Consider the following 19,735-nt stretch of genomic DNA (forward strand, 5'->3'; position numbering starts at 1 on the left):
AGCCCGGACGACGAGGATGGCTGGTCGAGCAGGCTCATGCCGTCAGCCGCCGGCGCTGTTCGTTCATGCGCGGCGCCTTGTGGAACTTGCCGTCCTTCATGATGGCGAGGATGCGGTTCTTGTCCTGCAGGATGCGCACGTCGGAGATCGGGTCGCCGTCGATGAGAAGGATGTCGGCGAGGTAACCTTCCTTGATCAGGCCGAGCTCGTCGCCCATGTTCATGATCTGGCCGCCATATTTGGTGCCGGCCTGGATCGCTTCCATCGGCGAGAAGCCGAGCATTTCTACGAAAGTCTGGATATCCTTGGCGTTGGTGCCTTGCGGCGTCCAGGCAAAGCCGTAGTCGCCGCCGATGCACACACGAATGCCGCGCCTATGCATCTTCTTCATCGTCTCGACGCACATTTCGAGTTCGCGCTCATATTCGAGCGAAAGTGGCGAGCCGGGCTTGATGCCCCATTGCTCGGCATGGCGAGCGGTGTTGATCAGCCAGGCGATGCCGGGCGCAACAAAATGCTTGTCCTTGACCGCCTCGAGCATGTCGAGCGCTTCCTCGTCGGCGAAGGAGGCGTGATAGATGTTCTGGATGCCGTGGCGCACGCACTGCTTGACCGAGCCGGACGAGCGCGCATGCGCCGACAGCACCTTGTTGCGGCAGCGGGCTTCCGAGGCGGCCATGGCAACCTCCTCCTCCGACATCGGCGTCTCCTCGGCGCCCATGCCGGTGATGCTCTCGCCGGACAGGTTGAGCTTGATGGAATCGACACCGTATTTGATCAGCTGGCGGACGGTGCGGCGGATTTCCTCGGGGCCGGAGACGACGAGGCCGAGGTTCAGCCCCTCATGCGGAATGTGCGAGGGCGCTGAATCGCCGAGACCGCCGACCGTGGTGATCTCGGGACCCGCCGCGAGATAGCGCGGTCCGGGGAAGCGGCCCTGGTTGATGAATTTCTTCGCCACGACATCGAGGCGCGGCTTGGCGGCGGCAGCGCCCCGGCCGGCGGTGAAGCCGGCGTCGAGCACAAGCTTGGCCATCTCCATGGTGACCAGCATGTGCTCCTCGACCTCCATCATCTGGATGGGATCGATACCGGGCGCGTTGTTCCAGGACAGGTGCAGGTGCGCGTCGATCATGCCGGGCATCAGCGTCGCGCCCATGCCGTCGATGATAGTTGCTCCCCCCGCGGCACCACCGCTGTAGGAGGACGACGAGGACGAGCCGAAGCGCGACGAACCCTTGGTGATCTGCTTGATGCGATTGCCCTGCACCAGCACCTCGCCGGTGTAGGGATATTCACCTGACGCGTCGAGCACGCGCACATTGGTGAACAGCGTGCTGCCCGAGCCGTTGCCGTTCCAGCTGTCGTCTGCCATCACAAGCCTCCCAACTTGCCGAGCGCATAAGTTTACGCCCGATCAGAATTCCTCACCTATCAACCCGTCTCAAAAAATCAGCGAGCTTTTGGTTGCTTTCGCGCGGGCTCTCGACCGTTGCCCAATGTCCGCACCGATCCAGCGAAGAGAATACGGCGCCCTTGATTTTATCGGCAAGCGCCTGGGCAACGCCGGGCGGATTGACCGTGTCGGCATCGCCGGTGACCAGCAGTGTCGGCGCCGAGATCCGGCGCGCATCGACGGCGGTCGCCTTGGCCAGCGCCTCGCAGGTGCGGGCATAGGATTCCGGATCCTGCCTCGTGATCGATTCCCGCACGAAGGCGGCTGCCGCCGGCGAGGTTTCCCTGCTGTGTGCCGAGATCGCGTTGGCGACGATCTGGTCGGCTATGTCTGATATACCGCCCGAGCGCGCCAGCTGCGCCCGCTTTCCGAGCCCTTGCCGTGTCGCTTCGGTCGGCTCGGCCAAGGCCCCAAACAGGGCGAGCGACTTAACCAGCGAAGGCTGCGCCGCCGCGATCTGCTGACAGACGATGGTGCCCATCGAATGGCCGACGAAATGCGCTGACGTGACTCCCATGCCGGCCAAGGCGCGGATCACCGCCTCGCTCATGCCTTCGATGGTCAGGGGCTCGATCGGACGCGGCGAACGGCCGGAGCCTGGCAAATCGAGCCGGATGACGCGATAGCCGGACAATGCCGCCATCTGCGGCTGGAACATGTTGGAGGTGCCGCCGAGGCCGTGGATCATCGCCACGGCAGCCCCCTCGCCGACAGTTTCGGCAATGACCTGGCCAACCGTCACCGTCGTCATCGTGCATGCTCCGCGAAGCGGTTTTCCAGCGTGCCGATGCCGTCGATCTCGATGCGCACGACGTCGCCAGCCTTCAGGTATTTCGGCGGATCGAAGCCGATGCCGACACCGACCGGCGTGCCGGTGGCGATGATGTCGCCGGGCTTCAGCGTGATGCCCTGCGACAGCGTGGCGATGATGGTGGGAATATCGAAGATCAGCAGCGAGATGCGGGAATCCTGGCGCAGGTCCTCATTGACGAAACACCTGATTCCGGCGGTCGCCAGGTCGAGTTCGTCCCTGGTCACCGCCCAGGGGCCCATCGGGCAGAACGTGTCCTGCGACTTGCCGATCAGCCACTGGCTGTATTTGCCCTGCAGATCGCGCGCCGTGACGTCGTTGACGATGGTGTAGCCCCAGACATGGTCGAGCGCGTCTTCCCTCGAAATGGCGCGCCCGCCCTTGCCGATGATGACGGCCAGCTCCGCCTCATAGTCGATGGCCGTCGACACCGAGGGGTCGATCAACACGCTCGCATGGTTGGCGACCACTGATTCCGGGACTTTGGAAAAGATGATCGGATGTTTCGGGATCGCGCCGGCGCCGGCGCTGGAATCGAAGCCCGAGCGGGCGAACTCATGCGCGTGCTCGTGATAGTTCTTGCCGACACAGAAAATGTTGCGGCGCGGCTGGGGGATCGGCGCCTCGATCTCGACCTGCGCAATCGGGATCGGCGACAAGGTACGCGGGATGCCGGCGCCATTGCGCTCGACCAGCGCAAGGATGCCGGACCTAGCTTGGTCGACCGAAAAATCGAAAGGCGCGATGGTCTGGGCATCGAGGTCGACAAGACCGACGCGACGTTCGCCTGATATCGAAAAAGTCGCGACCCGCATCCAGTTCCTCCCTGAACCAATATTGAGCCAATTTTTGCTCTTTCGCTACACGCTATCGCCGATTGGTTTAGGCCGCAAGTGGAATCTCGGTTGATCTCACCAAAAGTATCCGGCCAGGATATGCCAATTTCAGTGGAACCGCTCCGATGCTACGCAATGGACGGCGGCGCAAGAAGCTGATATGCGTGGTTCAGTATCGGATCAGATAAAAGTTGCCAGACATGCCAAAGCTCGTCGCCAACGATATCGCCACCGTCCTGAAAAAACGCATCTCCTCGGGCGAGTGGATCGAGAATGGCCGCATGCCGCCGGAGCGCGATCTGGCGAGTGAGTTCGGTGTCGCGCGCAACACGGTGCGGCGCGCCGTTTCCTTCCTCGAGGAGGACGGCACGGTGGTGCGCCATGTCGGGCGCGGAACTTTCCTGACCGCCACCAATCCAGCCTCGATGGCCGCGGTTGTCGGCCGGATGGAAGGCACCAGCCCGGCCGATATGATGGAGATCCGGCAGTTGCTGGAACCGGCGGCGGCATCGTTCGCCGCCACCAATGCCAGCGCCATGGAACTCAACGCGGTGCGCGAGGCGCACAAGATCGCCTGCGAAGCGCAGGACATGCCGACCTTCGAGCACTGGGACGCGGAGTTCCACCACCGCATCTTCGCCTGCTCGCGCAACGAATTCCTCAAGGAGATCCACAATTTGATGCGCATCCTGCGCAATCAGGCACCGTGGTTCGAAATGAAGAAGCGCTCCTTTTCCGAGGAGCGCCGCGGCATCTATTGCAGTGAACACCAGACGGTTCTCGACGCGCTGCTGCGCCGCGATCCGGAGAGCGCCAGCCAGGCCATGCTGGCGCATCTGAAAACCGTCGAGCGCAATCTTTTGGGGCGGTGATCGCGCCGGGGAGGCGCGGCAGCGCCTCCCCCGCCCCCAATATTACTCGCCGCGCATCGTTGCCTGGAAGGTCGGCAGGTGCTTCTTCTGTGCTTCCAGCATGCGTTCGCGATAGACACCGTAGATGACGTCGGTGTCGTGCAGCGTCACGCCCGCGATCGTCGGCGAGGCGAAGACCGGCAATTCGATGCCGCGCTTGGCGAGCTGATCGGCGGTGCGGGCAATCAGTTCATGCGCCAGGATCATGGCGAGCACCGTCGACGAACCGGACACCGGACGACTCCAGCCCTCGACCGGCACGATGGCGTCCTCGATCGGCGAGCAGGTATCGATGACGAGATCGGCCGCATCCGCGAGCCGCTTGCCGGAGGAATGCGTGGCAGGCTTGTCGAGATTGTTCTTGCTGGTTACCGCGACGACGAAGATGCCGCGTTTTTTCGCGTAGAGCGCGGTGTCGATGCCCGACGAATTGCGGCCGCTATGGCCGAAGATGATGATGGAATCGCCCTTGTTGAGCGGCTGGTGATCGAGGAATTTCTCGGCGTATTTTTCAGTCCGCTCCAGCCACAGAAGCTCGCGCACGCCGCCGGCGCCGAGCACGTTGTGCCACATCACGCGCGGGTCGGTCAGCGGGTTGAAGCCGACATAGCTGCCGTAGCGCGGAAACACTTCCTGCACTGGCAGCACCGAATGGCCCGAACCGTAGAGATGGACCAGACCGCCGCCTTCCAGCGAGTCGGCGAAGCGGGTGGCGGCCTGGCCGAAGGCCTCTTCGTTGGTTTTCGCTGCCTTGTCGATGAGAGCGGCGAGACGGTGGATGTAGAGATCGGACACGTGGGTACTCCTGTTTAAGTGTCTGCTTGGGAGGGTGGATCAGCTTCGCGGGTTCGACGGGACACGCCCGGCGCGCAGCGTCGAGCGGATTTCGTAGCGGTCGCCGCGCATGATGGAGACGGTGAATTCGAACGGGCCGCGCTCATCCGTGGTGATGCGTTCGACGATGAAGGCGGGGCTGCCGGCGGGCAGGTCGAGCAGGTCGGCGTCCGGCGCGCCCACGGCACCGACACGGTAGTTTTCCCGCGCGGCCACCGGCACGATGCCGTAGTGACGCTCCAGCGCTTCGTAGAGCGAACCCTGCAGCAGGCCGGCGTCGAGGAACCCCGGCACGCGCACCGCCGAAAGCTGCGCCGTCTGGATGCCGATCGGCTCGTTGTTGCCCAACCTGAGACGCCGGATGCGCACCACCGGATCGCCTTCCTCGATCTCCAGCGCGCCGGCCGCTGCCGCATTGGCAGTCGTCAGGCTGCAGTCGAGCAGGCGCGAGCCGGCGACCACGCCCATATTGCCCATCTCCTGGGTGAAGCTGGTCAGTTCGCGCGTGCCGGCGACCAGCGTGGTGGAGCGCACGAAGGTGCCGCGGCCATGCTCGCGCCGCAGCAGCCCGCCTTCCTCCAGATTGCGCAGAGCGTGGCGCAGCGTGATACGGCTGACACCGAACAGGGCGCATAGCCGGTCTTCCGCCGGGATCTGGTCGCCGGTCGCCCATTCGCCGCTCTTGACGATGGCGCGGATCGCCTCCTCGACCTGATACCAGAGCGGCTCCGGGCGTCTGCGGTCCGGCTGCTGGAAGCTCGCTTCGCTCATCGCACCTGTCTCCACTCTTTCCCCGCGCGACCCGCCAGTGCCGCGCCGACAAGACCGGCGCCCGGACCGAACCGGCCAGACCGGACCTCGATGCCGCGCAGATGCGCCGGCAGCTGGCGCCGCAGCGCGGCGAGCAGCGGCGGGCGCATCATATCCAGCGCCTCGGCCAGTCCCCCCGAAATCAGAACCGCCTGCGGATCGAGAAGTGCCACGGCCCCGGCAAGCGCTGTGCCGAGCCGCCGCGCCGGCACTTCCAGCAAGGTCTGCGCGGCGAGTTCGCCTGCCTGAGCAGCGGCGATCAGTTGGCGGCCATCGGTGAGGCCGATCTGGCCGGCAAGCGCATCGAGCGCCCGGCCCGAGGCGACGCGCTCCAGCCAGCCGCTGCGCTCCTTGCCATGATCCTTGATGTCGGCGCAGGCCCAGCCGAACGAGCAGGCGCCGCCATGCGCGCCGGCAACGATGCGGCCGTTGGCCAGCACCGCGGAGCCGATGCCGGTGCCGATAGCCAGCAGGATCGCATCCGACATGCCTTTGGCCGCGCCCTCGACGGCTTCCGCCAGCAGCGCGATCTGCGCGTCATTGCCAAGCGCGACGGGCAGGCCTGGAAACAGGGCCTGGACGTCGACGCCATCGAGAAACGGCAGGTTCGGGATCCAGCGGCAGACGGCACCTTCGACGAGCCCGGGCACCGCGATGCCGAGCGCCTCGACCTCCCCGGCCCCAGCGCGCAGCGTCTGGATGCGGGCGACGAACGCATCAAGGCTAGCCGGCGCCGGCTCGCGGCTCGGCATGTCCAGCGCGCCGATGTCGCCGGTGAAGACGGCGGCGCGCAGATTGGTGCCGCCGAGATCGATGGCCAGAACCCGCGTCATCGGCCAGGCCCCTTGCCGAACGGCGGCGCGAACAGGCCGCTGCCGGCATTCCACGAATGCGACGCCGCCGCGAAGGCTTGTGCGTAACGCGTACCGCGCAGGCAGCCGCGCAGCCGGTAGAGCGCGCTGTAGTAGTCGACATAGGGAAAGCTGCTCAGGCCCCGCGCCAGTTCGTATTCCTTGACCGCCTCGCTCCAGGCCTCGAAGCCGTCGCTGACATCGACGAGATGTTCTGGGCGAAAACCGTCATCATCCTCCCAGTTCTCGCCGAACAGGAGCAGTTGCGGCGTGTGTGCCGCGTGGTCGCTGACAACGGTCGGCAGGGCGGCGTAGAAGATGCCGGTCTGCGTCAGATGCGCGGCGGCGCGATGGTCCTTGTGCCAGCTGCCGCGCCAATGGGTGATGACGATCTCGGGTTTGAGTTCACGAATGACGTCGCATACATCGAGCGCCGTCTCGTCGTCCGACGGCAGGAAGGCGTCGCGCAGCCCGAGGCTGCGCACCTTGACACCAAGCCGTTCAGCCGCCCTGCCCGCTTCCTTTTCCTTCTGCACGCAGTAATGCGCGGGATGAGGCAGGGATGCCCCTGCTCGCCCATGGTCAGGTGCAGGAAGTTCACCGAAGCGCCGCGCTTGACGGCCGCCGCCGCCAGCGGCCCAGCGATCACCTCGGCATCGAAGGCATGCGCGCCGACAACCAGGATGGACTTGGCGGCGTAGATCCTGTCCTCGATCATTTCATGCCTCCCCCGGCGCCGACGCCTTCGCGAATCTGGCGGGCGAGCAGACAATACATGATCAGGATGGGTGCCATGGAGATCGCCAGCGAGGCGAAGACCAGGCCCCAGTCGGTGCGGAACTGGCCGACGAAAACGCTGATCGCCAGCGGCACCGTCTTGTAGCGGTCGTCGAAGATGAAGATCAGCGGGAAGAAGAAGTCGTTCCACACGGCAATCGCCGTGAAGATGGCGACGATCGACACCGCCGGCTTTACCATCGGCAGGATGATCTGGAACAGGATGCGGACCTCGCCGGCGCCGTCCATGCGCGCCGCCTCGTCGAGTTCGGAGGGCAGCACGCGCATGAAGTTGGCGAAGATGAAGACGGCGAAGGGAATGCGGATCGCCGAATAGACGAGGATCAGCCCGGTCAGCGAATCGAGCAGGCCGAGATTGCGCATCAAGGTGAACAGTTCGACCGAAGCCAGCCTGATCGGCAGCATGATGCCCGACAGGAACAGGCCGAGCATGATGGCGTTCCAGCCGAGCCTGTAGCGGCTGAGCGGATAGGCGGCCATGGCCGAGACGACGATGGTGAGGATGACCGCACCGCCGGTCACGATCAGGCTGTTGATGAAATTGTGGCCGAGATCGGCGCGCGTCCACGCCCGGACGAAATTGTCGAATGCCCAGTTTTGCGGCAGCCCGAGTCGGTTGTCGTAGATTTCCCCAGTGGTCTTGAAGCAGGAGACGACGAGGATGTAGAGCGGCAGCAGAACCGCCGCCGTCCAGACCGCCAGCACAGCCCAGCCGGGCAGCCGCGCCAGTCTTGGCGAAAAGGTCCCGTGCGGGATCGTCGGCGCGCTCATAACTGCACCGTGCGGCGATCGAAGAAGCGCAGCATCAGAAGCGTGCCGATGCCGAGGATCAGGAACAGCACGGTACCCAAGGCCAGGGCCAGCCCGATATCCGTGATACCGACAGCGCCCTCGGCGCCGAAGGCCAGCCGGTAGAAATAGGTCACCAGCGTGTCGGTCGCGTAGCTCGGATTGCCCTGCACGCCCTGCATGACATAGACGATGTCGAACTGGTTGAAGGTGTTGATGAACGACAGCGTCGTCAGCGTGCCCAGCGCCGGCATCAAAAGCGGCAGCGCGATCGAAAACAGCATGCGCGCATTGCCGGCGCCGTCGAGCTTCGCCGCCTCGAATATCTGGCCTGAAATCTGCCGCAGGCCGGCCGTGTAGATCAGCACCGGCAAGCCCATCCAGTTCCAGGCGTCGACGGCGATCAGCATTCCGAGCGCGGTGTGGCTGTTGCCGAGCACGGTGAGGCTGCCCTGGTGCAGGCCGAGCCCGTTCAGCGCCCATTCGACGACGCCGCCGGGCGCCAGGAGCAGGCGCCACAGCGCACCGACGATGACCGGGCTCAGCACCGCCGGAAAGAAAAACACCGACTGGAAGAAGGCCGCGCCCCTGTCGCGCAGGAACAGCAGCCACGCGAACAACAGGCCGAGGCCGTTCTGGAAGACCATGATGCCGAAGAACCATGCGGTGTTGTGCCAAAGCGCGCCGTAGAGCCGCGCGCCACTGGGGAAGACGAACAGCCGCGAGAAATTCGACAGACCGGCAAACTCGACCATGCGCAGCCCCTTCCAGATGAAGAAGCTGCCCCACAGCGACATCGCCAGGGGATAGAGGACGAAGAGCGCATAGACGGCCAGCGCCGGCAGGATGAAAAGCACGGCCATGCGCTGCTGCGTGCGTTTCAGGCTGCTTGTGCGGTGAAGGTTGGCCATGCGTTCTGTCCGGAGAGAGGCCGGCCGCGATGCGGCCGGCCCGGCTCCTCACTGCTTCGGCTTGAACCAGGTGGCGACGGCGGCCTGCATATCGGCGGCCAGCTTCTCCGGCGCGATGTTGCCTTCGACCATGTCGATGATCTCCGACTGCAAGACCGAGGAGGCCGTCGGCGACTGCCAGCGGAAGCCGACCAGCGTCAGATAGGGTGTCGAGTTCTTCGACATCGCCATCATCTGCGCCAGCACAGGATCCTTCACGGTGACATCCGTGCGGGCCGGCGGCCAGCCGAGCTCGTCGGCGAACAGCTGGGCGAATTCGGCCGAGGCCATGAAGCCCAGCACCTTGGTGGCAGCCTCCTTGTTTTGACTCTCGGAGACGAGACCATAAGAGCCGTCCGAGAAGGCCGAGGTATAGAGCTTTGCCCCGGCATCGTCGGCAGGGAATGGGAAGATGGAGAATTTCAGCTTCGGGTTCTGCGCCTTGAAACTGCCGTTCTCAAAGGACCCGCCGAGGAACATCGCCGCCTTGCCGCCGATGAACTGCTGCGTGGCAGTGGTGTAGTCGATGCCGGCGAAGCCATCGGGGAAATAGGGCTTCAGCTCGGCGAAGCGCTTCAGTGCCGCGACATAGCGAGGATCCTCGAATGTCGCCTTGCCGGTCATCATCTCGTCGTAGAAACCGGGTCCGTAGACGGTCGGACCAATAACGCCGACGCCGATCTCCAGCTCCCAGGCGGAGCCATTGGCGCCGCCGGTTGCGATCGGAGTGATGCCGGCCGCCTTTAGCTTCTCGCAGGCGGCGACGAAATCCTTGTAGGTCTTGGGGATCTCGATGCCTTGCGCGGCAAAGATATCCTGGTTGTAGAACACGCCCATCATCGGCACCGAATAGGGCACGCCGTAGACCTTGCCGTCGGTGCGGCCGCGCGCGCCGCCAAGGGCGGCGTCCGGCATGTTCTTCAATTCCGGCACGCTGTCGTCGAGCACGTCGAGATAGCCGGCATCGACGAAAGGCTGCAACTCGCCATAGGCCTTGAGCTGTGCGATGTCGGGTCCGCGGCCGCCGCGTAGCGCCGTGCTCAACCGGTTCTGATAATCGGCATCCGGGGTGAACTGGATGTTGACCTTGATGCCGGGATTCTTGATCTCGAAGGCGTCGAAGATGCGGCGCATGGCGACCTCGTCCTCGGTGCGCCAGCTCCACAGCGTCACCGTGCTGTCGGCCCGTGCCGGCAGGGTCGTGACGATGCCCGCGCAAGCGGCGGCAAGGCCGCCGATCAGCCCAAGCGCGGCGCGCCGGTGAAATGAAAGCATGCTCATTGCCAGTTCTCCCGTTTTTCTCTGTCCTTGGCGTCCCGCGACACTTCGATGCCGCGAGAGAGCATTCGCTCGGCCAAAGTCATTATAACGACATAGCGTTGTTCGCAAGAGGTGTCATTTTCCCTTCAGAGCGGCATCGTCGGGTGATGGATTCAATGACCTCCTCCAATATCTTGTTTTAATTGGCTAAATCGCTCACTCTGGAGACGAAGGAAAAATCCGTGCCAGTCCTGCATGCAGCTTTTTTCGCAAACAGGCCTTGCGCCGTCGCTTCCTGTTGTCATAACGTCATCGTGATCGCTATGCTCAAGTGGAGGATGAGGATGTCGTTTGCCTGGACGTCGAAACTGGCACTGGCCGCGGGTCTTGCCATCCTGCCCGCCAGCGGCTGGGCGCAGTCGGTCAACATCTCCTATCTGACGCACTGGTCGCCCGAGACGGTGGCGCTGCTGGAAGCGGCGGCCAAGGATTACGCCAAGACCAATCCGGACGTCAGCGTCACCGTGCGCGCCGTGCCCTTCGGCGATCTCCTGACCACGCTTCGCTCCCAAGGCGGCGGCGCGGACGGCCCGACGATCGGCGGCATTTACGATCTCTGGTTGCCGGAACTAGCCCGTGACAAACTCGTCGCGCCTGCCCCCGATGCGGTTGCGAGTGAGGTCAAGAGCGCCTGGCCGGCGGGCGTCGTCAGCGCCGCATCGGTCGGCGGCAAGCTCTACGGCATCCCTAACGAGATCGACGTCTACGCGCTCAACTACAACAAGGCGCTGTTCAAGCAGGCAGGCATCACCACTCCGCCAAAGACCTGGGACGAGTTCAAGGACGCGGCGCGGAAATTGACCAACAAGGATGCCGGCCAACAGGGCTTCGGCATGATCAATTCATGGGCCGCGGGCGTCGTCCATCCCTTCGCGTCACTGCTGGTTTCCAATGGCGGCGAGTTGGTCAAGGACGGCAAGCCCGCACTTGACAGCAAGCAGGCCGGCGAGACGTTCCAGCTTTATGAAGACCTCATCAAGTCCGGCGCCAGCGTGCCGGCCATGGCGACCGCCGACGCCAACACCACCGGCCCGTTCCTCGACAATTTCGTCTCCGGCAAGACCGGCATGATCATCATGGCCAACTGGTGGGAGAGCGCGCTGAAGACCGGCATGGGCGACAAGTTCACCGACATCGCCACGGCCCCCATCCCGGTCGGCCCGAGCGGCGACAAGCCGCATTCGATCTCCTACTCCTGGATGACCGTGGTCAACGCCAATGCGGGCCAGGCCGAGCAGAAGGCGGCATGGGATTTCCTGGCCTGGCTCAACAATCCGAAGTCGGGCAAGAACGGCGCTTCGGCCATGTCCGACATCCTGATGTCGATGGGCATCCTGCCGTCGCGCACCTCCGACATCGACGCGCACAAGGACAAGCTCGGCTCGGAATTCCTGTCCGGCTATGTCAGCGTGCTCGCCGACGCAAAGCCCTTCCCGGTGGTGCCCGGCGGACAGGAATTCTCGGAATCCCTGCAGCAGACGATCGAGGCGTTGCAGTATGGCCAGGTCTCGGCCAAGGATGCGCAGGCGACAGCGCAGGCTGACGCCACCTCGATCCTGGAACGCGCCGCCAAATAATGATCAGACCGTAATGATCCAGAGGTACCGTGCCTCGGCGGGCATCATGCTTATGCCCGCCGTGACGCTTATCGGCATCTTCATCCTGCTGCCGATGCTGCTCACCGTCTGGCTGTCCTTCCAGGACTGGTCGACGCAGACATCGTTTTCCAGCGCCAGCTTCATCGGTCTGGACAATTTCCGCGAGATCTTCGGGCCGACCTCGGTCGGGCGCGACTTCAAGAGCGCGCTGACCAACACCGCGATCTATACCGCACTGTCCGTCATCCTGATCCTGCCGCTGTCGGTGGCCTTCGGCCTGATGGTTTACCAGCACGATGTCGCCGGCGGCACGGCGCTGAGGACGGTGCTGTTCTCCACCTATATGGTGCCGATGATCGCTGTGGCCCTGGTCTGGTCGAAACTCTATTCGCCGAACGAGGGGCCGCTCAACCAGATGCTCGGCCTGATCGGCGTCGGACCGCAGCCCTTCTTGTCGTCGCCGCGCTCGGCGCTGATCTCGATCGTCTTCCTCAACGTCTGGCAGCAGGTCGGCTATTTCACCGTGCTGGCGATTGCCGGCCTGACGCAGATCCCCGGCAGCCTCTACGAGGCGGCGAAGCTCGACGGCGCCAACCGCTTCGAGCAGTTCCGCTTCATCACCTTGCCGCTGATGCGGCGCACGCTTTTGTTCAGCGCCGTCATCGCCATCATCAACGCGGTACAAGTGTTCGAGCCGGTGGCACTGATCACGCAGGGCGGGCCGGTCGGCTCGACCAACGTCTTGACCTATCACATTCGCCGCGTCGGCATCGAACGCGCGCAGGGCGGGCTGGGCTCGGCCATGGCTGTCATGCTGATGCTGTCGCTGATCATCGTTGTCTGCGCGCTCTTCGCACTCGCCAACCGAAAGGACCAGGAATGAGCGCGGGATCGTCGAGCTGGCTTCCGCGCAGGCGCGCCTCCGGCCGCAAGGCGCTGCTGGCGACGCTGATGCTGCTGGCCGCCGTCGCATCCGCCTTCCCGCTGGTGTGGATGGTGCTGTCGAGTTTGAAGACGCCGGCCGAGAGCATGCAGGTGCCACCGGTCTGGATACCGCATACCCCGAGCCTCGAGGCCTATGAAAAGTTTCGGGTGTCGTCAATGTCGGCCGCTCGATGTGGAACTCCCTTGTGATCGCCTCGATCACCACGGCCGGCGTCCTGGTCACCAGCATGATGGCCGGCTACGCCTTCGCCAAATACCACTTCCCGGGTCGCTCGCTTTTGTTTTCGGTGCTGATCGCGACCATGTTCCTGCCGCCGATCGTGACGCTGATCCCGCTCTACCGCCTGGTCGGCTCGATCGGCCTCGACGCCAGCCTCGCCGGCATCATCGTGCCCAACTTCGCCAATGCGTTCGGCATCTTCCTGATGCGCCAGTTCATCGCCGGGGTGCCCGACGACCTGATCGACGCCGCGCGCATGGACGGCGCCTCGGAGCTGCTGATCCTGTTCAAGATCGTGGCGCCGAGCGTCGCGCCTGCGATCGCCGCACTGGCGCTGTTCGCCTTCGTCTATCACTGGAACAGCTATTTGTGGCCGCTCACCGTGCTGCAGGGCAACGCCGACGCCTATCCGATCGTCATCAGCCTCAGCCGGCTGTTGAGCTACAACAGGGGCGCGGTCAACACCGGACTGGTGATGGCGGGCGCGACGCTGGCCGTGCTGCCGCCGCTCGTCCTGTTCGTCTTCCTACAGCGCTTCTTCGTCGATTCCATCGTCGGCTCGGCGATCAAGGGTTAGCCAAAGCATGATCCCGAAAAGTGGATACCGGTTTTCGGATAAGATCATGCTCAAACAGAGATAGAGCCCCATGCCGATCCAACGGGATGGAACAGGCTCTAATAAGGCAGGCCGACATAGTTCTCCGCCAACGCGGTCGATGCAGCGCGCGAGTGCACGAGATAGTCGAGCTCGGCCTCCTGGATGCGCTGGCCGAAATCGCCGGTATCGGGAAAGCGATGCAGCATCGTCGTCATCCACCAGGAAAAGCGGACCGCCTTCCACACCCGCGCCAATGCCTTTTGCGAATAGGCGTCGATGCCGGCCATGGATTTTTCGCGGTAGAAGTCGCACAAACCGGCAAAGAGATAGCGCACGTCGCTGGCGGCGAGGTTGAGACCCTTGGCGCCGGTCGGCGGCACGATGTGGGCGGCATCGCCGACCAGGAACAGCCGGCCAAAGCGCATCGGTTCGGCGACGAACGAGCGCAGCGGCGCGATCGACTTCTCGAAGGACGGCCCGGTGGTGACCCCTGCTGCCGTCCGCTCCGGCAAGCGGCGGCGCAACTCGTCCCAGAAGCGGTCGTCGGACCATGCCTCGACCCGGTCGTCCTGCGGGCACTGCACATAGTAGCGGCTGCGGTGCGTCGAACGCATCGAGCACAGCGCGAAGCCTCGCTCATGGTTGGCGTAGACCAGTTCATGATCGGCCGGCGGCACTTCGGCCAGCACGCCCAGCCAGCCGAACGGATATTGCCGCTCGAAGGTTTTCAGCGCGCGCTCCGGCGCTGATTTGCGGGACATACCGTGATAGCCGTCACAGCCGGCGATGAAGTCGCAGTCGATACGGTGAGTAATGCCGTCCTTCTCGTAGGTGGCGAAAGGCGCGGCGCCGTCGAAATCGTGCAGCGCGACATCGGCTGCCTCATAGACGGTGAGCAGTCCCGCCGCTTCGCGCTTGTCCATCAAATCATGCGTCACCTCGGTCTGACCATAGACGGTGACATGCTTGCCGCCGGTGAGTGCCGTGAGATCGATGCGGTGCAGCCGTCCGTCGAAAGCAAGCGAGATGCCGGAATGCGGAAGGCCTTCGGCATGCAGGCGGTCCGCGGCGCCCGCTTCGTCGAGCAGGTCGACCGTGCCCTGTTCGAGCACGCCGGCGCGCACGCGGCCAAGCACATGCTCGCGGCTCGACCGCTCGAGGATGACGGTCTCGACGCCGATGGTGGCGAGCAACTGGCCGAGCAGCAGGCCGGACGGTCCCGAGCCGACGATGACGATTTGGGTGCGCATCAGTGGCCGAGACTTTCGACCTGCGCGGCCAGTTCGGCGGCAAGGCGCAAGGATGCGGCGGTGGCGACCACCATCTGCGGCAGCAGCAGCCATTCCAGGGTCCAGGCGGAACCCGAACGCTCCTGCTCATGCACCAGCGCCTGATGCATGCCGGAAAGCTGCGTGGCGTTGAAACGAGCAAGCGCCACCAACGCTTCGGCCTTCACCGGGTTCTGCTTGTGCGGCATCGCCGACGAGCCGCCACCGCCCGATAGCTCGATGTCGGTTCCAATCAGCGCCAGGAGTGCTATGTCCTGGCCAAATTTGCCGAGGCTGCCTGTCACCAGCGATAGCCAACTGGCGAAGTCGGCGAGCGCGTCGCGCTGGCTCTGCCATTGCGGCGTATCGGCAAGACAGAGCTGGCCCGCAAGCGCGGCGCGCACCGCCGGCCCCTTGTCCCCAAGCTTTTCCAGCGTGCCGGCGGCACCACCGAACTGCAGGACGAGCAGGCGCCCCGACTGTTGCGACAGCCTCTCCTGGTGCCGCTGCAGCGGCGCCCGCCACGCTGTCAGGCGATCCGCCACTTTGATCGGAATCGCAGGCTGCATGCGGGTCACCCCGGTCAGCGCCCTTTTCCCGAAGCGTTCCTCCAGAGAGGCGAGCCTTATGATGGTCTCGGTCAGCAGCAGGCCGAGATGCTCGACGATGGATTTCAGCCGGAGCACAAGGCTGGTGTCGATGACGTCCTGGCTGGTCGCGCCGAAATGGACCGAACCGCCATGCGGTTCGCCGACGGCCAGTTTGATCTGGCGCACCAGCTCCGGCACCACGACCCCATCCTTGGTGACCCCAGCACGCAGCTTGCCGGTGTCCGGCCGGAACGAGGCAATCGCCTTGACGATCGCTGCCGCGGCCTCCCTGGGGATGATGCCGCAGTCGGCCTCGGCCTCGGCCAGCCCACGCTCGAAGGCGAGCATCGCGGCAATGTCGGCTTCCACCGAAAAATGCCACGCCGCCTCCTCGTCGCCGAGCAGGCCCGAAAGCAGCGGATGGTCGAAGGGCGATACGGTCATGTTCTGCTCGTTGCGTCCATCAGCTGTCGAAGAAGACGGTTTCCTTCTCCCCCTGGAGATGGATATCGAAGACATAGGCGTCGCCCTCGCGCTCGGCGATCAGCGTCGGCACCCGAACGCGGTGCTCGATACGCGCCAGGATCGGGTCCTCGACGTTGGCCTCTTCCTCGTCGGAAAAATAGAGCCGTGTGTGCAGACCGAGGTTGATGCCGCGCGCGACGATCCAGAGCGTGATGTGCGGCGCCATCAGGCGGCCGTCGCGGAACGGCACGCGGCCGGGCTTGATCGTCCCGAACGTGCAGAGGCCGGTTTCCATGTCGGTTGGGCAGCGGCCCCAGCCGTGGAAATTCGGATCGGCGGCACCGCGCATCTCGGCCGGCGAATTGTAGAGCCCGTCGGCATCCGCCTGCCAGATCTCGATCAGCGCGTCCTTGAGCGGCGTGCCGGTGCCGTCGAGCACGCGAATGCGCAACTCGATGCGCTCGCCCCTGGTCCGCTCATTGACCATGGCCGAGCCAAGGTCGCTCACATAGACGCCGCCGACGCCGCAGAAATTCGGCGTCAGCCCGATATGGACATAAGGTCCGGCGGTCTGCGAAGGACTCTCCTTCGGCCGGTCGAGCGACTGCGCCATCAATTGCCCTCCGGTCTGTTTTCGAACAGCGTCGAGCGGCGCCCGCGCAGCACGACGTCGAATTTGTAGGCAAGCGCGTCCATCGGGATTGTCGATTGCATGTCGAGCGCCGCAATCAGCGCTTCAACGGCTGCTTTGTCGCGAATGCCGCCGACGATCGGGCAGCGCCAGATCAGAGGATCGCCCTCGAAATACATCTGCGTGATCAGCCGCTGCGCGAAGCCGTGGCCGAAAACCGAGAAATGGATGTGCGCCGGCCGCCAATCGTTCGGGCCATTCGGCCAGGGATAAGGACCGGGCCTGACAGTGCGAAAGGCATAGGCGCCGTCCTCGCCGGTGAGGGTGCGGCCGCATCCGCCGAAATTCGGATCGAGCGGCGCCAGATAGCCGTCCTTCTTGTGGCGGTAGCGGCCACCGGCATTGGCCTGCCAGAATTCGAGCAGCGCACCGGGGACGCCAACGCCGCGCTCGTCGAGCACCCGTCCATGGACGATGATGCGCTCGCCGATGGCGCTCTCGCCCGGCCTGGCGAAATTGTGGATCAGGTCGTTGTCGCGTTCACCGATCATGGCATGGCCAAACACAGGGCCGGTCAGTTCCGACAGCGTGTTGTCGAATGACAGCAATGCCTTCTGTGGAGAACGCAACACAGAACTCTTGTAACTCGGCGTGAACGCCGGCGGGTGCCATTGGCGGTCGCGCTGGAAGAAGGCGCCGGTTTCCGGCGTCCGGTTGGAGCCGGGCTCAGCCATGGGCAGCCTTGTCCGCGTCCATTTCCGCAAACACCTCCTTGGCAATCCTGAAGGCGCGGTTGGCCGCCGGCACGCCGGCATAGATCGCGACATGCAGGAAGGCCTCGCAGATATCCTCGCGCGTCGCACCAGTGTTGGCGGTGGCGCGCACATGCAAAGCGACCTCTTCATCATGGCCGAGTGCCGCCAGCAGCGCCAGCGTGACGATCGAGCGTTCGCGCTTGCTGAAGCCTGGTCTGGCCCACACCGTTCCCCAGGCGGCCTCGGTGATCAGTTCCTGGAAGGGCTGGTCGAAATCGGTGGCAGCGACCTCGGCCCGATCGACATGCGGATCGCCGAGCACGGCGCGCCGCACCGCAAGGCCGATGCGATATCTGGCCGCGTTGCCGGGGACTTCATCCATGGGTTTGTGCTCCAGGGGCAAGCGATGCGATGAAACCGCGGATCAGGGCGGTGAGCGCCTTGGGTTGTTCGACGCAGGGAATGTGCCCGGCGTCGCGGATGATCTCGAAACGCGAACCGGGGATCAGAGCGGCCAGCGAGCGGACGAGATCGGGAGGTGTCGAGCCATCCTGGTCGCCGGCGATGCAGAGCGTCGGCACCGCGATGCGGCGTGCCACCTCGGTGAAATCCGCGTCGCGAACCGCCGCGCAAGTTCCGATATAGCCGGCGGTCGATTGCCGGGTCATCATGTTCCAGTAGCCGTCAAGCTCGGCCTCCCGCACCACGTGGAAGGCGGGGGTGAACCACATTTCGAGCACGCCATCGGCAACGGCCTGAATGCCCTTGCTTTCGACCGTCGCAATGCGTGTGTTCCAGCTGTCGTTGGTACCGATCTTCTGGGCCGTGTCACACAGGATCATGGCCTCGACGATCTGCGGCCGCCTGGCATAGAGCCCTTGCGCGATCATGCCGCCGACTGACAAGCCGCACAGCACGACCTTCTCCAACCCGAAATGATCGATGAGCGCCGAGAGATCGTCGACATGATCGTCGATCGACCTGATGTCGCCGATGTCGGACAGTCCGTGGCCGCGCTTGTCATAGACCAGCAAGGGCATTTCCCCATCGAGCGCCGAGACAGTTTCGTCCCAGATGCGGAAGTCGGTGCCCAGCGAATTGATGAACACCAACGGTGGCGTCCTGCCGTTCGCCTCGACGTATCGGTGATGCAGCGTGATGCCGCCAAGGGTGACGAATGGCACGATTTCGATCCTCCATCTCCACATTGCACAAGGCATTTGGTTCGGTAAAATGATATTTTGCGCCGTTTCCTTAACTCAGAGGTTATCAAATTCATGTCAGAGAGCCGCATCCGGTTCCGTCACCTGCAGGCATTCCTGGAAGTCGCGCGACAGGGCAGCGTGGCCCGCGCCGCCGATTTTCTGCATGTCAGCGCGCCAGCGGTGACCAAGACGCTGCGTGAACTGGAAGACGCGCTCGGTGTCGCCGTCGTCGAGCGTGACGGGCGCGGCATCCGCGTCACGCGGCTTGGCGAGATTTTCCTCGGCCATGCCGGGTCGGCGATAACGGCTCTCAAGCGCGGTGTCGATTCCGTGCGCCAGGACGGCGCCGTCAATCGCCATCCGATCCGCATCGGCGCTCTGCCGACCGTGTCGGCGAAGGTCATGCCGCGAGCCATGAGCCTGTTCCTGCGGGAAAATACCGGCGCCGCGCTCAAAATCGTCACCGGCGAAAACGCCGTTCTGCTTGAACAGTTGCGCATCGGCGCGCTCGACCTCGTCGTCGGACGGCTGGCGGCGCCCGAGAACATGACCGGCTTCTTCTTCGAACATCTCTACTCCGAACAGGTGCTGTTCGTGGTGCGGGCCGGACATCCGCTGCTGCAGCCGGGGGCCGACATCTTCGCCAGCCTCGACGAATTTCCGGTGCTGATGCCGACCCGGGAATCCGTCATCCGGCCCTTTGTCGATCGCCTGTTCATAACCAACGGCATGACCGCGCCGGCCACCGAGATCGAGACGGTCTCGGATTCGTTCGGCCGCGCCTTCATGCGGCAGAGCAATGCGGTGTGGATCATTTCGGCCGGCGTGGTGGCCAACGAGATCGCGAGCGGCGCGTTCGTCGCCTTGCCCGTCGACACCGAGGAAACCAAGGGGCCGGTTGGGCTCACGATGCGCACCGATACCGCCCCCTCGCCCGCCTTTTCCATCCTGTTGCAGACCATTCGCGAGGCGGCAAGGCCGGGCAACTGAGACAGTGAACGGTCGGCAGTCCTTCGTCTCAGCGATAATCTGCTAACCCAGAGGTTAATGAAACGCCGCAAAATATCATTTTACCGAACCAAAACGCTGGTGCA

At 64.2% G+C, this 19,735-nt stretch carries 22 protein-coding genes; 6 read left to right on the forward strand and 16 right to left on the reverse strand.

The features are described from left to right. Positions 1-34 precede the first annotated feature (34 nt). From EJ077_RS23405 to EJ077_RS23415, 3 genes are read right to left on the reverse strand one after another with little or no spacing between them, the layout of a single operon-like run. Positions 35-1,375 carry a metal-dependent hydrolase family protein gene (locus EJ077_RS23405; RefSeq protein ID WP_208696651.1) on the reverse strand — a complete coding sequence of 447 codons (1,341 nt, stop codon included), beginning with the start codon at positions 1,373-1,375 and terminating at the stop codon, positions 35-37. 52 nt (positions 1,376-1,427) lie between these two features. Continuing rightward, positions 1,428-2,207, reverse strand: coding sequence for an alpha/beta fold hydrolase (locus EJ077_RS23410; protein WP_208696652.1), 780 nt, complete (start codon positions 2,205-2,207; stop codon positions 1,428-1,430). After that, positions 2,204-3,082 carry a fumarylacetoacetate hydrolase family protein gene (locus EJ077_RS23415; RefSeq protein WP_208696654.1) on the reverse strand — a complete coding sequence of 293 codons (879 nt, stop codon included), beginning with the start codon at positions 3,080-3,082 and terminating at the stop codon, positions 2,204-2,206. The genes EJ077_RS23410 and EJ077_RS23415 overlap by 4 nt, the downstream gene beginning before the upstream one ends. A 221-nt stretch (positions 3,083-3,303) precedes the next feature. Here EJ077_RS23415 and EJ077_RS23420 point away from each other — a divergent pair, with 221 nt between their 5' ends. Next, complete coding sequence (locus tag EJ077_RS23420) at positions 3,304-3,975, forward strand: FadR/GntR family transcriptional regulator (protein ID WP_127277803.1); 672 nt, start codon at positions 3,304-3,306, stop codon at positions 3,973-3,975. 42 nt (positions 3,976-4,017) lie between these two features. Here EJ077_RS23420 and EJ077_RS23425 read toward each other — a convergent pair whose 3' ends face one another. The 7 genes from EJ077_RS23425 to EJ077_RS23455 all read right to left on the reverse strand — a co-directional run bounded on the left by EJ077_RS23425 (position 4,018) and on the right by EJ077_RS23455 (position 10,327). Beyond that, the gene (locus tag EJ077_RS23425) at positions 4,018-4,809 is read right to left on the reverse strand and encodes a sugar isomerase domain-containing protein (RefSeq protein WP_208696656.1); all 792 of its coding nucleotides are present in this window, start codon (positions 4,807-4,809) and stop codon (positions 4,018-4,020) included. A 39-nt stretch (positions 4,810-4,848) separates the two neighbouring features. After that, positions 4,849-5,619: a GntR family transcriptional regulator gene (locus EJ077_RS23430; protein WP_208696659.1), complete on the reverse strand. Its 771-nt coding sequence runs from the start codon at positions 5,617-5,619 to the stop codon at positions 4,849-4,851. After that, positions 5,616-6,491 (reverse strand): ROK family protein, encoded by an 876-nt coding sequence (locus tag EJ077_RS23435; protein ID WP_208696661.1) that lies wholly within the window; start codon positions 6,489-6,491, stop codon positions 5,616-5,618. The genes EJ077_RS23430 and EJ077_RS23435 overlap by 4 nt, the downstream gene beginning before the upstream one ends. Then, positions 6,488-7,045, reverse strand: coding sequence for a PIG-L deacetylase family protein (locus EJ077_RS23440; RefSeq protein ID WP_245458515.1), 558 nt, complete (start codon positions 7,043-7,045; stop codon positions 6,488-6,490). Before EJ077_RS23440 ends, EJ077_RS23435 begins: the two co-directional genes overlap by 4 nt. A gap of 178 nt (positions 7,046-7,223) precedes the next feature. After that, entirely contained in the window at positions 7,224-8,078 is an 855-nt protein-coding gene (locus EJ077_RS23445; protein WP_208696663.1) for a carbohydrate ABC transporter permease, read from the reverse strand. After that, positions 8,075-9,007 (reverse strand): carbohydrate ABC transporter permease, encoded by a 933-nt coding sequence (locus tag EJ077_RS23450; RefSeq protein WP_208696665.1) that lies wholly within the window; start codon positions 9,005-9,007, stop codon positions 8,075-8,077. Before EJ077_RS23450 ends, EJ077_RS23445 begins: the two co-directional genes overlap by 4 nt. 48 nt (positions 9,008-9,055) lie before the next feature. Further along, entirely contained in the window at positions 9,056-10,327 is a 1,272-nt protein-coding gene (locus EJ077_RS23455) for an extracellular solute-binding protein (protein WP_208696667.1), read from the reverse strand. Between the two features lie 323 nt (positions 10,328-10,650). Between EJ077_RS23455 and EJ077_RS23460 the strand changes: the two genes are divergently transcribed. From EJ077_RS23460 to EJ077_RS23470, 4 genes are read left to right on the forward strand one after another with little or no spacing between them, the layout of a single operon-like run. Then, positions 10,651-11,943, forward strand: a complete 1,293-nt coding sequence (locus EJ077_RS23460; protein WP_208696669.1) for an ABC transporter substrate-binding protein — start codon at positions 10,651-10,653, stop codon at positions 11,941-11,943. Between the two features lie 13 nt (positions 11,944-11,956). Continuing rightward, positions 11,957-12,847 (forward strand): carbohydrate ABC transporter permease, encoded by an 891-nt coding sequence (locus EJ077_RS23465; RefSeq protein WP_208696671.1) that lies wholly within the window; start codon positions 11,957-11,959, stop codon positions 12,845-12,847. Then, a complete protein-coding gene (locus EJ077_RS32320) occupies positions 12,844-13,098 on the forward strand; it encodes a hypothetical protein (RefSeq protein ID WP_245458516.1) in 255 nt (84 codons plus the stop codon). The genes EJ077_RS23465 and EJ077_RS32320 overlap by 4 nt, the downstream gene beginning before the upstream one ends. Beyond that, the gene (locus tag EJ077_RS23470) at positions 13,095-13,706 is read left to right on the forward strand and encodes a carbohydrate ABC transporter permease (protein WP_245458517.1); all 612 of its coding nucleotides are present in this window, start codon (positions 13,095-13,097) and stop codon (positions 13,704-13,706) included. Before EJ077_RS32320 ends, EJ077_RS23470 begins: the two co-directional genes overlap by 4 nt. A 98-nt stretch (positions 13,707-13,804) precedes the next feature. Here EJ077_RS23470 and pobA read toward each other — a convergent pair whose 3' ends face one another. Genes pobA through pcaD form a run of 6 tightly spaced genes read right to left on the reverse strand, consistent with a single transcriptional unit; the run spans position 13,805 to position 18,620 of the window. Continuing rightward, the gene (gene pobA / locus EJ077_RS23475) at positions 13,805-14,977 is read right to left on the reverse strand and encodes a 4-hydroxybenzoate 3-monooxygenase (protein ID WP_208696674.1); all 1,173 of its coding nucleotides are present in this window, start codon (positions 14,975-14,977) and stop codon (positions 13,805-13,807) included. Continuing rightward, positions 14,977-16,029 (reverse strand): 3-carboxy-cis,cis-muconate cycloisomerase, encoded by a 1,053-nt coding sequence (locus tag EJ077_RS23480; RefSeq protein WP_208696676.1) that lies wholly within the window; start codon positions 16,027-16,029, stop codon positions 14,977-14,979. Before EJ077_RS23480 ends, pobA begins: the two co-directional genes overlap by 1 nt. A gap of 19 nt (positions 16,030-16,048) precedes the next feature. Further along, positions 16,049-16,663 (reverse strand): protocatechuate 3,4-dioxygenase subunit alpha, encoded by a 615-nt coding sequence (gene pcaG / locus EJ077_RS23485; protein ID WP_208696678.1) that lies wholly within the window; start codon positions 16,661-16,663, stop codon positions 16,049-16,051. Then, positions 16,663-17,415 carry a protocatechuate 3,4-dioxygenase subunit beta gene (gene pcaH / locus EJ077_RS23490; RefSeq protein WP_208696680.1) on the reverse strand — a complete coding sequence of 251 codons (753 nt, stop codon included), beginning with the start codon at positions 17,413-17,415 and terminating at the stop codon, positions 16,663-16,665. Before pcaH ends, pcaG begins: the two co-directional genes overlap by 1 nt. Beyond that, positions 17,408-17,818, reverse strand: coding sequence for a 4-carboxymuconolactone decarboxylase (gene pcaC / locus EJ077_RS23495; RefSeq protein WP_208696682.1), 411 nt, complete (start codon positions 17,816-17,818; stop codon positions 17,408-17,410). Before pcaC ends, pcaH begins: the two co-directional genes overlap by 8 nt. Then, entirely contained in the window at positions 17,811-18,620 is an 810-nt protein-coding gene (gene pcaD / locus EJ077_RS23500; RefSeq protein ID WP_208696684.1) for a 3-oxoadipate enol-lactonase, read from the reverse strand. The genes pcaC and pcaD overlap by 8 nt, the downstream gene beginning before the upstream one ends. A gap of 93 nt (positions 18,621-18,713) precedes the next feature. Here pcaD and pcaQ point away from each other — a divergent pair, with 93 nt between their 5' ends. Next, the gene (gene pcaQ / locus EJ077_RS23505) at positions 18,714-19,631 is read left to right on the forward strand and encodes a pca operon transcription factor PcaQ (RefSeq protein WP_208696686.1); all 918 of its coding nucleotides are present in this window, start codon (positions 18,714-18,716) and stop codon (positions 19,629-19,631) included. Positions 19,632-19,735: the final 104 nt, after the last annotated feature.

The organism is Mesorhizobium sp. M8A.F.Ca.ET.057.01.1.1 (genome assembly GCF_003952565.1).
GTDB lineage: Bacteria > Pseudomonadota > Alphaproteobacteria > Rhizobiales > Rhizobiaceae > Mesorhizobium.

Excerpts from the sequence above, each read along its gene's own strand:
- EJ077_RS23445 (WP_208696663.1), bottom strand. The coding sequence starts at position 8,078 with ATGAGCGCGCCGACGATCCCGCACGGGACCTTTTCGCCAAGACTGGCG.
- pobA (WP_208696674.1), bottom strand. The coding sequence starts at position 14,977 with ATGCGCACCCAAATCGTCATCGTCGGCTCGGGACCGTCCGGCCTGCTG.
- pcaQ (WP_208696686.1), top strand. The coding sequence starts at position 18,714 with ATGTCAGAGAGCCGCATCCGGTTCCGTCACCTGCAGGCATTCCTGGAA.
- EJ077_RS23460 (WP_208696669.1), top strand. The coding sequence starts at position 10,651 with ATGTCGTTTGCCTGGACGTCGAAACTGGCACTGGCCGCGGGTCTTGCC.
- EJ077_RS23480 (WP_208696676.1), bottom strand. The coding sequence starts at position 16,029 with ATGACCGTATCGCCCTTCGACCATCCGCTGCTTTCGGGCCTGCTCGGC.
- EJ077_RS23450 (WP_208696665.1), bottom strand. The coding sequence starts at position 9,007 with ATGGCCAACCTTCACCGCACAAGCAGCCTGAAACGCACGCAGCAGCGC.
- pcaH (WP_208696680.1), bottom strand. The coding sequence starts at position 17,415 with ATGGCTGAGCCCGGCTCCAACCGGACGCCGGAAACCGGCGCCTTCTTC.
- EJ077_RS23410 (WP_208696652.1), bottom strand. The coding sequence starts at position 2,207 with ATGACGACGGTGACGGTTGGCCAGGTCATTGCCGAAACTGTCGGCGAG.
- EJ077_RS23435 (WP_208696661.1), bottom strand. The coding sequence starts at position 6,491 with ATGACGCGGGTTCTGGCCATCGATCTCGGCGGCACCAATCTGCGCGCC.
- EJ077_RS23405 (WP_208696651.1), bottom strand. The coding sequence starts at position 1,375 with ATGGCAGACGACAGCTGGAACGGCAACGGCTCGGGCAGCACGCTGTTC.
- EJ077_RS23420 (WP_127277803.1), top strand. The coding sequence starts at position 3,304 with ATGCCAAAGCTCGTCGCCAACGATATCGCCACCGTCCTGAAAAAACGC.
- pcaC (WP_208696682.1), bottom strand. The coding sequence starts at position 17,818 with ATGGATGAAGTCCCCGGCAACGCGGCCAGATATCGCATCGGCCTTGCG.
- EJ077_RS23465 (WP_208696671.1), top strand. The coding sequence starts at position 11,957 with ATGATCCAGAGGTACCGTGCCTCGGCGGGCATCATGCTTATGCCCGCC.
- pcaG (WP_208696678.1), bottom strand. The coding sequence starts at position 16,663 with ATGGCGCAGTCGCTCGACCGGCCGAAGGAGAGTCCTTCGCAGACCGCC.
- EJ077_RS23455 (WP_208696667.1), bottom strand. The coding sequence starts at position 10,327 with ATGAGCATGCTTTCATTTCACCGGCGCGCCGCGCTTGGGCTGATCGGC.
- EJ077_RS32320 (WP_245458516.1), top strand. The coding sequence starts at position 12,844 with ATGAGCGCGGGATCGTCGAGCTGGCTTCCGCGCAGGCGCGCCTCCGGC.
- EJ077_RS23415 (WP_208696654.1), bottom strand. The coding sequence starts at position 3,082 with ATGCGGGTCGCGACTTTTTCGATATCAGGCGAACGTCGCGTCGGTCTT.
- EJ077_RS23430 (WP_208696659.1), bottom strand. The coding sequence starts at position 5,619 with ATGAGCGAAGCGAGCTTCCAGCAGCCGGACCGCAGACGCCCGGAGCCG.